Origin of the sequence: Pantoea sp. S61, from assembly GCF_016625145.1 — a bacterium.
In the GTDB taxonomy this organism is placed as follows: domain Bacteria; phylum Pseudomonadota; class Gammaproteobacteria; order Enterobacterales; family Enterobacteriaceae; genus Pantoea; species Pantoea rwandensis_B.
Map to the genome: position 1 here is coordinate 162,523 of NZ_JACVUO010000006.1, position 12,638 is coordinate 175,160.

Consider the following 12,638-nt stretch of genomic DNA (forward strand, 5'->3'; position numbering starts at 1 on the left):
AAAAAATGAATTTACCGCCGCACGTTTTACGGCAATTAGCGCTTGGATAGTTGAATAAATTGAAAAAAAGTATGAACTGCGGACAAATGCTGTGCGCCTGCCCGCAGCAGCGGTAAACAAGGTTGTGCTGCCTGCTGCACACGACTATTCTGTGCGTTGATTTTCTATTGCCAGGATACTGCCGTGCCCGCCTCTGAGTTCACCTTCTTGTTCCACGATTACGAGACCTTCGGTAAGAGTCCCTCACTGGATCGTCCGGCGCAGTTTGCTGGGTTGCGCACCGATAAAGAGTTCAACGCCGTAGGTGAACCGCAGGTGTTTTACTGCCAGCCAGCCGATGACTACTTGCCCCAGCCAGAAGCGGTGATGATCACCGGCATCACGCCACAGGTCGCTAAAGCGCGCGGCGTAACAGAGACGGCATTTGCTGAACGAATCCATGGGCTGTTTACCGAGCCACAAACCTGTGTGATTGGTTACAACAACGTGCGCTTCGATGATGAAGTCACGCGCAATATCTTCTATCGCAATTTCTTCGATCCTTACGGCTGGAGCTGGCAGAACGGCAATTCACGTTGGGATCTGCTGGATGTGATGCGCGCCTGTTATGCCCTTCGCCCGGAAGGCATTATCTGGCCGGAAAACGATGACGGCTTCCCCAGCTTCAAACTGGAACATCTCACCAAGGCCAACGGCGTGGCGCACGAACAGGCGCACGATGCGATGTCGGATGTGTATGCCACGCTGGCGATGGCGAAACTGGTGAAAGAGAAGCAGCCGAAGCTGTTCGAGTTTCTGTTTACCCATCGCAACAAGCAGAAACTGATGAACCTGATTGATATCCCACAGATGAAGCCGCTGGTGCACGTCTCCGGCATGTTCGGCGCGGCACGTGGCAACACCAGTTGGGTCGTTCCGCTGGCATGGCATCCGGATAATCGTAATGCGCTGATTGTGGTGGATCTCGCGGGCGATATGTCGCCGCTGCTGGAACTGGATGCAGATGAACTGCGCGAGCGGTTGTATACCAAACAGAGTGAGTTAGGTAGCCGGGCAGCAGTGCCGATTAAGCTGGTGCACATTAATAAATGCCCGGTGTTAGCCCCGGCGAATACCTTACGTCCTGAAGATGCTGCACGCCTGAATATAGATCGTGAGCGCTGTCTGGCGAACCTGGCGTTGCTGCGTCAGCATGCCGAAGTGCGCGAGAAAGCAGTGACGCTGTTTGCTGAAGCGGAGCCGTTCAAACCTTCCGATGATGTCGATGCGCAACTGTATGACGGCTTCTTTAGCGATGCGGATCGTGCGGCAATGAACATTGTGCGTCAGACGCCGCCGCAGAATCTACCGGCGCTGGATTTGACCTTCGACGATAAACGTATTGCGAAACTGCTGTTCCGCTATCGTGCGCGTAACTTCCCCGGCACGCTGGATGATCACGAGCAGCAGCGTTGGTTGCAGCATCGCCGTGAAGCACTGAATGCCGATCGCGTACAGGCGTTCCTGTTAGAGCTGGAGTCGTTAGCGAGCTTGCATGAGGATAATGCGGAGAAGATGGCGCAGCTTAAAGCGTTGTATTTGTATGCGCAGGAGTTGGTGTCTTAAAGGTTGCCAGGTGGGTATCAATGCGTCATCCGCCCAGCAAGAGCGCATAAATGCGTTATTCGAATCAGTGCATCATGCGACAGGTATGCATAAATGCTTCATTCGAATCGGTGCACCATTCGACCCGGTACGCATTTATGCGTACCGGGTTAAATACGCACTCATTGACTTAAGTAAGCGGCATTACGCCATTTATGACGACCGCTTAATACCTTAAATCATCCTCCACACCAGCCAGGTCAGCGCAAAACCACTTAACCCCATCAGCGTGGTGAGTACGGTCCAGGTCTTAAGGCCATCGGCGACTGACAGCCCCAGATAACGCGTTACCACCCAGAAACCGGCATCGTTAACGTGGGACAAGCCCAGGCCACCGAAGCACGCCGCCAATGTGACCAGCACGCGCTGCATATCGGTCACATCGCCCACCGCCTGACTCAACAAGCCGCTGGTGGTCAAAATCGCCACCGTGGCAGAACCTTGTGAAGCACGCAGTGCCAGTGACAAGATAAAAGCAGCGGGCACCAGAGGCAGATGCAGGGTTTCCAGCGTCACCGCCAGGGCTTTACCCACACCGGACTCCACCAGCACTTTACCGAATGCACCGCCAGCACCAGCGACCAGAATCACGCTGGCTGAACTTGGAATCGCGCGTCCAGTTAAGTCTTCCAGCTTCTCCTTACTCCAGCCGCGACGCACGCCCAGCAGCCATGCCGCCAGTGCCAGCGCAATAAGCAACGCAATCGGTGGATTGCCAATCACCGTCATCACGTCACGCAGAATGCTGTCTTCCGCCAGCATGGTGTGCGCCAGCGTACCCAACACGATCAGCACAATCGGCACCACAATCAGACCCGCAATGGTCATCGCACCCGGTGGTGGCACTTCGCTTTTCGGCGTGCCTTCAGGTTTTGCCAGCTGTAACTGCTCAAGCACATCCACAGAAAGATGGTATTGACGCAGGTTCATCGCTTTTGCCACGTAGTAACCGACGATACCCACCGGAATGGAAATCAGGATACCGAGCATCATTAACCAGCCCATGTCGGTATGCAGAATTCCGGCTGCGGCCGCTGCGCCTGGGTGTGTCGGCAACGCTACGTGCACGGTCAACATCACGCCCGCCATCGGCAAACTAAATTTCAACGGTGAGACGCGCGCCACTTTGGTAAAGCCGTAGATCAGCGGAATCACAATGATAAAGCCGACTTCAAAGAACACCGGAATACCGAGGATAAACGCCGCCATGGTCAATGCTGCAACGGTGCGCTTGATGCCCAGCGACTTACTAAAGCGCTGCGCCAGTGATTCGGCACCGCCCGAGGCTTCAATCACTGCGCCGAGCATCGCCCCCAACACGATGATAATGGTGATATGACCCAGCAGGTTGCCCATGCCGCTAAAGATGGTTTCCATGATCTTATCAGCCGGAATCCCGGTACTGATGGCGACGATCAGACTGACAATCAGCAGAGCAACAAATGGATGAACTTTGGCTTTTATCACCAGCAGCAGCAATATCACGATGCTGGCTGTCGCAATAGCGAGCAGTAACGCGGTAGACATGATAAACCTCTAATTATATTAGTATATTTTGGGTACAGCTTTCTCTGGTATTGACGGATTCAGGCAATGTTTCCCCACACAGGGCGTAAAGGCCCTGCGCAGGTCGGTACAACAAAAGTTATTTCGCGTACGGTGCGAACCAGCCGAGACCCGCTTCGGTGCGACCGCGTGGGAAGTATTCGCAGCCGACCCAACCGTCGTAACCCACTTCATCCAGCAGGTTAAACAGGTACGGATAGTTGATCTCGCCTTCGTCTGGTTCGTGACGATGCGGCGCAGAAGCGATCTGAATATGGCGATAACGCCCGGCGTACTCGCGAATCAGATGACTGAGGTTGCCGTCTACCAATTGCGCATGGAACAGATCCAACTGCGTAAACACGTTAGGACGATCGATACGTTCCATCATCGCCAGCGTTTGATACTGGCTGGAGTAGAGGTAATTCGGTTTCGTCACCGGATTGAGCGCTTCCAGCAGCAGGCGGATGCCGTGTGGCGCAAAACGCTCAGCGGCGTAGTGCATATTGCGCACGAAGGTCTCTTCGTATGCAGCGTGGTCGGCACCTTCAGGCACCGTTGCCGCCATCACATGCACCTGTGGGCAGTTGAGCGCCAGCGCATACTCCAGCGCACGATCGATATCGGCACGCGCCTCTTCTTCACGTCCCGGAATCGCCGACACGCCCCACTCACCCGCCTGCACGTTCCCGGCAGCCGTGTTGAACAGCACCAGCTCCAGTTGATGTTTCTCCAGCTCAGCGTTGATCACCTCAGCCGGATAGTCGTACGGAAACAGGAACTCCACCGCACGGAAACCGGCGTTAGCCGCTGCGGCAAAGCGTTCAATAAAGGGTAATTCGCCGAACTGCGTAGATAAATTGGCTGCAAACTTAGGCATCAGTAATTCCTCAATTCCGCCACTTCGCTATCGGTAAGATAACGAATTGAACGGTCGCCGAGCGTGAACATCAGACGCGCGGTCTCTTCCAGTTCTTCAGTGTTATTGGCCGCTTCTCGCAACGATTTTCCGACCACCACCGGACCGTGATTGGCCAGCAGAAAAGCGTTGTAACGTGGTGCGAGCTGCGCAAGATCTTCGGCCAGGCGATCGTCACCCGGTTTGTAATACGGCACCACGGGCACATCGCCCACGCGCATCACCACATAGGGCGTGAACGGGCGAATGCAGTTTTCGCTGTCGAGATCGTTGAGGCACGAAAGCGCGGTCAGATAGTGACTGTGCAGGTGCACCACCGCTTTGCAGGCGGGATTGTTCAGATAAAGCGCACGGTGAAACGCCACTTCCTTAGAAGGCTTGTCACCGGAAATCCACTCGCCCTGCATCGTCACTTTCGACAGGCGGTCGGCCTGCAATTCGCCAAGGCAAGAGCCGGTGGGTGTCGCCAGCAGATTGCCATCTTCCAGCAACAGTGAAAGATTACCGGCTGAACCGGTGGCGTATCCGCGCTGGAAGAAGGACGCGCCCAGTTGCACCATCTCTTCGCGTGCTTGTTGTTCGGTCATGCTGAAAACTCCGTTTGTGCGCGGGCAAAGAATTGTTCGTCACCAAAGTTGCCCGACTTCAGGGCCAGCGACAGCGGCTGCTGGATGTCACGCACCCACGGCACCCCAGGGGAAATCATCGGGCCGATATGGAACGCCGTTACGCCCAGGCTCTGTGCCACCACGCCAGAGGTTTCACCCCCGGCGACGATAAAACGCTGCCAGCCGCGTGATTTCAGCTCACGGGTGACGGCGGCAAACAAGTGCTCAACCGCTTCGCTGCTGCGTGCTGCGCCATATTGCTGCTGGATTGCCTGCAATTGCTGTGCATCCGCGGTGGCAAAAAGCAGTGGTGCCAAAGGCTGCTCGTTATTCGCTGCCACCCAATCACACAACTCCTGCGTGTAAGCTTGCGCATCGTCGAGGCAGCGCTCAACCAACACCTCGTGCGATGGCGCCTGCTGGCGATAGGCCTGCACCTGACGATTGGTCATCTGCGAGCAAGAGCCAGAAATCACCACTGCACGTTCGCCTTGTGGACGACCCGCTTGCTCGGCATCGCTGTTTTGCTGTTGGGTGGCCCAGGCGCGTGCGATACCAATCGCCAGACCCGAACCGCCGGTGACCAGTACTGTCTCTTTCAGGGCTTCACCTTGTGTCAACAGATGATGTTCGTTGAGTGCATCCAGCACCACATAGTTGATGCCCTGCGCTTTCAGCACATTCAGCTGTTCACGCACCGCGGCCGCGCCTTTATCGAGCTGTGCCGCGTTGATCACCGCCGCCTGCCCTTTCGCCTGGCGTGTCATCAGACGCACCAGATTGCTGTCGGTCATTGGTGTCACCGGATGATGACGCATGCCCGATTCAGACAGCAGCTGGGCGGCAACAAACAGATAGCCCTGATACACCGTGCGGCCATTCACTGGCAGCGCTGGGGAGATCACCGTCTGCGTTTCCCCCAGTGCGGCCAGCAGTGCATCGGTCACCGGGCCGATATTGCCGTGTTCGGTGCTGTCGAAGGTCGAGCAGTATTTGAAATAGAATCGATCGCAGCCTTGCTGTTGCAGCCAGGCGAGCGCCGCCAGTGACTGATCAATCGCCTGCTGCGCCGGGCAAGAGCGTGACTTCAGGCTAATGACAATCGCCTGCGCGCTCACATCGTCATGACTTTGCGGCACGCCGTTGAACTGAATCGTGGGCAAACCGTTTTGCACCAGGAAGCTGGCGATGTCCGTTGCACCGGTAAAGTCGTCTGCAATCACGCCTAAACGCATGGTTACTTCTCCTTCGACGCTGGCAGCGTGATGCCGCTGAAAATCTTAATGACTGCGCTGTCGTCTTCGCGGCCGTGGCCTGCATTACTCGCTTCGGTAAACATGTTGAGTGCAGTGGAAGCCAGCGGCAGCGGGAAATGTAACGATTTTGCCGTATCGGCGACCAGGTTAAGATCTTTCACAAAGATATCGACGGCGGATTTCGGTGAGTAGTCACCGTCCACCACATGACGCATGCGGTTCTCAAACATCCACGAGTTACCCGCGGCGTTGGTGACCACGTCGTACATGGTGTCGAGTGGGATGCCTGCGCGCGCAGCCAGCGCCATCGCTTCAGCGCCTACCGCAATATGAACACCCGCCAGCAGCTGGTGAATGATTTTCACCGTTGATCCCAGGCCAATTTCGCTGCCCACGCGATACACTTTGGCGGCAACCGCATCCAGTACCGGCTTCAGCAGGGCAAAGGCTTTATCGCTGCCGGACGCCATCACGGTCATCTCGCCGATCGCCGCTTTTGCTGCGCCGCCTGAGACCGGCGCATCCAGCATCAGCAGTTGATGTTGTGCCAGCTGCTGTTCAATCGCCTGGGCATCCTGTGAAGAAATGGTGGAAGAGACCATCACCACAGTACCCGGCTTGAGTTGTGCCGCCAGACCGGTTTCGCCAAACAGAATCGCGTTGACCTGCGCAGCGTTGACCACCAGCAGCAGCACGGCATCTAACTCTGCGGCGAAGCTGGCAGCGGAAGTCTGTGCATCGCGCGCACCCGCCTGACGCAGGGTTTCCAGCGCCTGCGGATTTAAATCAACGCCCCAAGTGTTCAATCCAGCGCGAATACAGGACTGCGCTGCGCCCATGCCCATGGAACCCAAACCAATGACGCCAATGTTATTCACGGTTGCTGACACAGCACACCTCCGTTGTTAATTTAAGTGATATTTTGTTCAATGGTGTTAATTCTGCCGCAGTTACTGGCGGAGAAACGTGCGGTAAATCACAAAAATTAACTTACACGCACAAGGCATAACATCGATTCACACCCCAGCATCCCCACGGAAACGCCCAGTATGGCGGGGTATTTGCTAACATTCCTCTGAGATAATTTGTGCTGCAGGCTGTGAATTGATGCCTTACAATGTGAAAAATTGGTAATTCAGGGAGATCGATGTGATTCCGGTAGAACGTCATCAACAAATTTTAGCGCTGGTTGCCGAACGCGGCGTGGTGAGCATTGCCGAGCTGACCGAGCGCTTGGGCGTTTCGCACATGACCATTCGTCGCGATGTGCAGAAACTGGAAGAGCAAGGTGCCGTGCTGTCGGTATCGGGTGGCGTGCGCTCGGCCGATCGTCTGGCGGCCGAGCCATCACATCTGGCGAAAACCAGCATGTACAGCAGTGAAAAGATGGCGATTGGTCAGTTTGCCGCGCGCCACATCCCACGCAACAGCTGCATTTATCTCGATGCAGGCACCACGACGCTGGCGCTGGCCCGTGAGTTAGTCGAGCGCGACGATTTGCTGGTGGTCACCAATGATTTCGTGATCGCCCGTTTATTGATGGAGAGCAGCGGCTGCAAACTGATTCACACTGGCGGCACCGTATGCCGTGAGAATCGCTCCAGCGTGGGCGAAGCGGCGGCGAGAAGTCTGCGCATGCTGGCGATTGATATCGCGTTTATTTCTGCCTCCTGCTGGGGGCCACGTGGGTTGTTTACACCGGATGAAGATAAGGTGCCAGTCAAGCTGGCGGCCAGCGATGTCAGCAGTAAACGCGTGCTGCTGAGCGACAGTTCGAAATACAACAAGATTGCCACGCATCTGGCATTACCACTGGAGCGCTTTGATACCCTGGTGACCGATACAGAGTTAAGTAAAGCGGGACGTGAAACGCTGAGTGCGGGGAGTTGGGAGTTGGTGCTGGCGGGTTGAGTGTGCCGGGATAAAAGCAAAAGGTCGCCAATATGGCGACCTTTTGCATACAACATGAAGTCTTTATCCGCTACGCATTGCGCAGCAAAAATTACACTTCTTCGCTGAACTGCGGAACCGGATTGCGGAAGGTGCGAGTAACAAACGCCAGGTAAATAATACCGACCGCTGCCCACACCAGGCCGAGTACCATCGAGGTCTCTTCCAGGTTGATCCACAACGCGCCCACTGTTAAAGCACCCATCACTGGCAACACCAGATAGTTGAGGTGATCTTTCAGCGTCTTGTTACGCTTTTCACGGATCCAGAACTGCGCAATCACTGACAGGTTGACGAAGGTGAATGCCACCAGCGCACCGAAGTTAATCAGCGCAGTCGCCGTGACCAGGTCGAAGTTAATCGCCAGTAGTGCCACAGCGCCGACCAACAGCACGTTCAGTGACGGCGTGCGGTATTTCGGATGCACGAAGCCAAAGAAACGCTGCGGGAACACGCCATCACGGCCCATCACATACATCAGACGAGAAACGCCTGCGTGTGCGGCCATACCAGACGCCAGCACGGTGACCACAGAGAAAATCAGGATGCCAATCTGCAGCGCTTTACCCGCTACAAACAGCATGATTTCAGGCTGTGAAGAGTCCGGATTCTGGAAACGCGAGATGTCCGGGAAGTACAACTGCAGGAAGTAAGACACACCGATAAAGATCACACCACCGATCAGCGCGGTCAGGAAAATCGCGCGCGGGATGGTACGTTCTGCATCTTTGGTCTCTTCTGACAGCGAACTGATGCCATCAAAGCCGAGGAACGAGAAGCACAGAATTGTCGCACCGGTAATCATCGGCACTACGTGAGCATTCTCAGACCAGAAAGGCTTGCTGCTGGTCAGGGTTCCTGCGCCAACACCGTGCGCCACACCGTAAACCACCATACCGGTAATCACCACCATCACGACCACTTGCAGCACGACGATCACGCTGTTGAAGTTGGCAACGGTTTTGATACCACGGAGGTTAGAGATGGTCATAAAGGCCACCAGCAACACCACGAAAATCCACGATGGAATGCCCGGCACCAGCGTCTCAAAGTAGCTTTTCGCCAGCAGGATGTTGATCATCGGCATGAACAAATAGTCCAGCAGTGATGACCAGCCCACCATAAAGCCGACGTGCGGACTGATAGCCTTCTGAGCATAGGTGTAAGCGGAGCCCGCAGATGGGAAGCGGCGTACCAGCTTGCCGTAGCTCACGGCAGTAAACAGTATCGCGATCAGCGCGAAAGCATAAGCGGTGGCGACGTGGCCGTCGGTCAATCCAGAGACGATACCAAAAGTATCAAACAGGGTCATTGGCTGCATATACGCCAGGCCCATCATGACAACCGGGATCAGAGTCAGGGATTTTTTCAGGTGTGCACGCTGTGGTGCGGAGGTGTTAAGCGACATTGTTCAGGCCCCCAACAGAGGTGATCTGCGGGATACTGCGCAACGTGCTGCAGTGAGAAGTGATATTAGTGTTTGCGATTGTCGCCGCGCCGTAATCATCACGAAAGCGAGAACCAGCTTGCGCTGGTGCAATTGTAAACAGCCCCATCTTTGTTTTCCTCAAATCTCACGCCCAAGCGTGTTGTCAGTATCTATCTATCCGGATGCGTGTCCGGCCTCGGTAATTTGTGTGTGTACTGCAATCTGCAAAAAAATAACCGACGTGATAAGCGTCGGTTATGTTTCGTATTTTGCAGGGGACGTATTCTGCCCCAACTTATGCCATCGGCACAAGACGTTAGCGAAATTCTTCTGCAAGTCAGGCGTTCTTCAACATCCAGTCAATCTCCGTGGCGGTGATAAGCCGTTCAAACTGCATTAACTCATTCTGTTTGCAGCTGTGCCACACACCGCTGAAATGCTCGCCCAGCAGTTTTTGCAGTGGGTAGCTATTTTCAAATTCATACAGCGCATCACTCTGGCGGACCGGTAATGGCAGCCCTTCCGCCTCATGTCCATTGCCCTGCACTGCATGCGGTAAAGGTAGCTGATTATCCAGACCGTGCAAAATACCGGCAAGAATTGTTGACACTACCAGGTAAGGATTTGCATCCGCGCCGGCTACACGATACTCCACGCGATGGTTATCCACATCGCCACAGGGAATACGTAAAGCAACGGTGCGATTGTTGTGTCCCCATGAAGCCTGCAAGGGCACGTAAGCCTCAGGCAAGAAGCGGCGATAAGCGTTCACGTTCGGTGCCAGCAGCGCCATTGAAGCGGGCATTAAATCGATCATCCCGGCTAACGCGCGTTTTAACAGCGGCGAATCGCTGCCGTCATCGAGAGAGAAAGCGTTGTGATCGGCGGCGTCCAGCATGCTGATGTGCACATGCATGCCACTCCCCGCATACTCCTCATAGGGCTTGGCCATAAAGGTCGCCGTCATGCCGTGATTTTCCGCCACCTGGCGCACCAGACGTTTGAGCAAAATGGCATGATCGCAGGCTTTTAATACATCACGAGTGTGATGCAGGTTGATCTCAAACTGGCCCGGTGAAGCTTCCGCCAGCGCGCCATCAGCAGGAATGCCCTGCTGTTTAGCAATATCGTCGATTTCACGCAAAACATCCGCAAAATGGTCGAGATTATCCACCGAATAAACCTGACTCTGCATGTTACGTTCGTCGCTGCCCGGTGCACAGGGTGGCTGGATATAGCCTTCCGCATCGCGCTTTTTATCCACCAGATAGAACTCCAGCTCTACCGCTACCACCGGGAATAGCCCTCGATTGCGCAGTTGCTGCCACAGCCGGTTGAGGACATTGCGGGGTTCAACGTCAAAGGGAGTGCCATCTTGGTTACACATCGTGAGCAGCAATTGCGCAATGCGTTCAGGATCGGCGGCAGAGGGAATTAAGGTTCCGGGAACCGGGATGCAGAGGTTGTCGGGTTCACCCAGGGACTGTCCGAGTCCGGCTTCTTCGACGGTATTACCGAGAATATCCATGGCGAAAACCGAGGCCGGGAAGTAACACCCTTTTTCCAGTTTTGCCAATGCTGCGATGGGAATGCGCTTGCCGCGAAATACCCCATTTAAATCATTCAGAAGAATATCGACATACTGCGTTTCAGGATGGCGTTCCAGCCAGGTTTTGACCTCCAGCTGGAACGCGCTTGTTCGTTTCTCTTCACTGTGCCGCGTGAAGTCTTCTACTTCTACGAGGTTCGTCATGTTCCCACCCGTCCTTTACCGTTCAGTATTGGTTCGCGCAATGCTCAAAATAACAGCCACTCCTCTAACATAGCGCTAACGCAAAAAGTGTGCAAATGTAACAAATCTGTTGGAAGAACGAACAGACGGTTGCTAGATTGACAATATATTGCACACTTTTTAGGCCGGACGCGCAAAAACGGTGAAAATATTGAACAGCAACGCGGAGACGTTATGGGCATTATTTTTGACAAACCCTTGATTGGCGTAGTGATGTGTCAGAACCACATCGGCAGCCATCTCGGACAGACAGTTCACAATAAGTATCTCGATGCCATCGTGCTTGCCGGTGGTGTTCCCTTGCCTTTGCCGCATCAACTGATGCACGCCCCTTATCTATTAGAAAACAGTATGACGCTGCTGGACGGCATTTTACTCACCGGCAGCCCGAGCAATATTGAGCCCTGGCATTATGGCGAAGAGGGTAAAGAAGAACATGCCGATCCGGCACGCGATCGCCTTGCATTTGGTGTGATCACTCATGCAATCGGTAAAAAAATGCCGATATTGGGTATTTGTCGGGGCTTGCAGGAGTTGGTGGTGGCCAACGGGGGTTCCCTGCATCGCCAGCTGCACATGACGCACCAGTTTCAGGAACATCGTGAGGATGATGCGCTGCCGCTCGAACAGCAATACGCGCCGGTGCATGAAGTGCAGCCTGAAGCGGAAGGTTTATTGAGCAAGCTGCTGGGCAGCGCGCAATCCTTTGCCGTGAACTCTCTGCATGGACAAGGTATCCGCGAACCCGGCCCGCAGTTGCGTATTGAAGCCCGTGCGCCTGATGGGCTGATTGAAGCAGTGAGTTTGCGTCAGCACCCGTTTGCACTTGCGGTGCAGTGGCATCCGGAGTGGCACTCCGATCAAGACCCGGTTTCGCAACGCCTGTTTGCGGCTTTTATCCACGCAGCTGTCTGTTATCACAAGGAAAAACAGCCATGAATGATGCCACTCTGGCGCCCGGAAGACGTTTATCGCAAATCCGGCAGGAGATGGGATTGTCTCAGCGTCGCGTCGCTGAGTTGTCAGGACTCACTCACAGTGCCATTAGCACCATTGAGCAGGACAAAGTCAGCCCAGCGCTGAGTACCTTGCAGAAATTGCTGAAAGTGTACGGCTTGTCGTTGTCAGAATTTTTTTCGGAACCCAAGGTGAACAGCACGCCGCGCGTTATTGTCCGTCCGGAAGAGTGCGTGGAGATCGGCTGCCTCGGCGTGTCGTTGCGTCTGGTGGAGAACGGCGCTGAAAAACGTGCGCTGGCGATGCTGATTGAACGCTACGAACCGGGTTCCAGCACCGGAGAGAAACTGCGTCACCCTGGCGAGGAGACCGGCACGGTGCTAGAAGGGGAAATCACGCTGGTAGTCAATGGTCAGAGTTATCACCTTTATAGTGGCGAGAGTTATGTGATCGATACCGGCTTGCCGCACAGTTTTACCAATACGTCTGAGCTGCCGTGTCGCATCGTCAGTGCGCACACCCCAGCGAATTTCTGAGT

At 54.8% G+C, this 12,638-nt stretch carries 11 protein-coding genes; 4 read left to right on the plus strand and 7 right to left on the minus strand.

The features are described 5' to 3' along the window. Positions 1-183 precede the first annotated feature (183 nt). Positions 184-1,605 carry an exodeoxyribonuclease I gene (gene sbcB, locus IAE30_RS14195; RefSeq protein ID WP_200680212.1) on the plus strand — a complete coding sequence of 474 codons (1,422 nt, stop codon included), beginning with the start codon at positions 184-186 and terminating at the stop codon, positions 1,603-1,605. 213 nt (positions 1,606-1,818) lie between these two features. Here the strand turns inward: sbcB and IAE30_RS14200 are convergent, their stop codons facing one another. The 5 genes from IAE30_RS14200 to ltnD form a co-directional block, all read right to left on the minus strand. After that, entirely contained in the window at positions 1,819-3,171 is a 1,353-nt protein-coding gene (locus IAE30_RS14200; protein ID WP_200680214.1) for a GntP family transporter, read from the minus strand. A gap of 118 nt (positions 3,172-3,289) precedes the next feature. Then, positions 3,290-4,069, minus strand: coding sequence for an HPr family phosphocarrier protein (locus IAE30_RS14205; protein WP_200680215.1), 780 nt, complete (start codon positions 4,067-4,069; stop codon positions 3,290-3,292). Next, positions 4,069-4,695 carry an aldolase gene (locus IAE30_RS14210; RefSeq protein WP_038646045.1) on the minus strand — a complete coding sequence of 209 codons (627 nt, stop codon included), beginning with the start codon at positions 4,693-4,695 and terminating at the stop codon, positions 4,069-4,071. Before IAE30_RS14210 ends, IAE30_RS14205 begins: the two co-directional genes overlap by 1 nt. Continuing rightward, entirely contained in the window at positions 4,692-5,951 is a 1,260-nt protein-coding gene (gene otnK, locus IAE30_RS14215; protein ID WP_200680216.1) for a 3-oxo-tetronate kinase, read from the minus strand. The genes IAE30_RS14210 and otnK overlap by 4 nt, the downstream gene beginning before the upstream one ends. Positions 5,952-5,953: 2 nt before the next feature. Further along, complete coding sequence (ltnD, locus tag IAE30_RS14220; protein ID WP_200680217.1) at positions 5,954-6,862, minus strand: L-threonate dehydrogenase; 909 nt, start codon at positions 6,860-6,862, stop codon at positions 5,954-5,956. Between the two features lie 259 nt (positions 6,863-7,121). On the opposite strand from ltnD, the gene ygbI reads away from it, so the two are divergent. After that, the gene (gene ygbI, locus IAE30_RS14225) at positions 7,122-7,883 is read left to right on the plus strand and encodes a DNA-binding transcriptional repressor YgbI (protein ID WP_045815211.1); all 762 of its coding nucleotides are present in this window, start codon (positions 7,122-7,124) and stop codon (positions 7,881-7,883) included. Between the two features lie 91 nt (positions 7,884-7,974). Here ygbI and IAE30_RS14230 read toward each other — a convergent pair whose 3' ends face one another. Together IAE30_RS14230 and IAE30_RS14235 are read right to left on the minus strand one after the other, a co-directional pair. Then, positions 7,975-9,330, minus strand: coding sequence for an APC family permease (locus tag IAE30_RS14230; RefSeq protein ID WP_038646033.1), 1,356 nt, complete (start codon positions 9,328-9,330; stop codon positions 7,975-7,977). Positions 9,331-9,688: 358 nt separating this feature from the next. After that, positions 9,689-11,104, minus strand: a complete 1,416-nt coding sequence (locus IAE30_RS14235) for a glutamine synthetase family protein (protein WP_038646030.1) — start codon at positions 11,102-11,104, stop codon at positions 9,689-9,691. 213 nt (positions 11,105-11,317) lie between these two features. Between IAE30_RS14235 and puuD the strand changes: the two genes are divergently transcribed. After that, positions 11,318-12,082 (plus strand): gamma-glutamyl-gamma-aminobutyrate hydrolase, encoded by a 765-nt coding sequence (puuD, locus tag IAE30_RS14240; RefSeq protein WP_200680218.1) that lies wholly within the window; start codon positions 11,318-11,320, stop codon positions 12,080-12,082. Further along, complete coding sequence (puuR, locus tag IAE30_RS14245; protein ID WP_200680219.1) at positions 12,079-12,636, plus strand: HTH-type transcriptional regulator PuuR; 558 nt, start codon at positions 12,079-12,081, stop codon at positions 12,634-12,636. Before puuD ends, puuR begins: the two co-directional genes overlap by 4 nt. Positions 12,637-12,638: the final 2 nt, after the last annotated feature.

Coding starts and splice junctions, on each gene's coding strand:
- IAE30_RS14205 (WP_200680215.1), bottom strand. CDS start 4,069: ATGCCTAAGTTTGCAGCCAATTTATCTACGCAGTTCGGCGAATTACCC.
- IAE30_RS14210 (WP_038646045.1), bottom strand. CDS start 4,695: ATGACCGAACAACAAGCACGCGAAGAGATGGTGCAACTGGGCGCGTCC.
- IAE30_RS14235 (WP_038646030.1), bottom strand. CDS start 11,104: ATGACGAACCTCGTAGAAGTAGAAGACTTCACGCGGCACAGTGAAGAG.
- IAE30_RS14200 (WP_200680214.1), bottom strand. CDS start 3,171: ATGTCTACCGCGTTACTGCTCGCTATTGCGACAGCCAGCATCGTGATA.
- otnK (WP_200680216.1), bottom strand. CDS start 5,951: ATGCGTTTAGGCGTGATTGCAGACGACTTTACCGGTGCAACGGACATC.
- puuD (WP_200680218.1), top strand. CDS start 11,318: ATGGGCATTATTTTTGACAAACCCTTGATTGGCGTAGTGATGTGTCAG.
- IAE30_RS14230 (WP_038646033.1), bottom strand. CDS start 9,330: ATGTCGCTTAACACCTCCGCACCACAGCGTGCACACCTGAAAAAATCC.
- puuR (WP_200680219.1), top strand. CDS start 12,079: ATGAATGATGCCACTCTGGCGCCCGGAAGACGTTTATCGCAAATCCGG.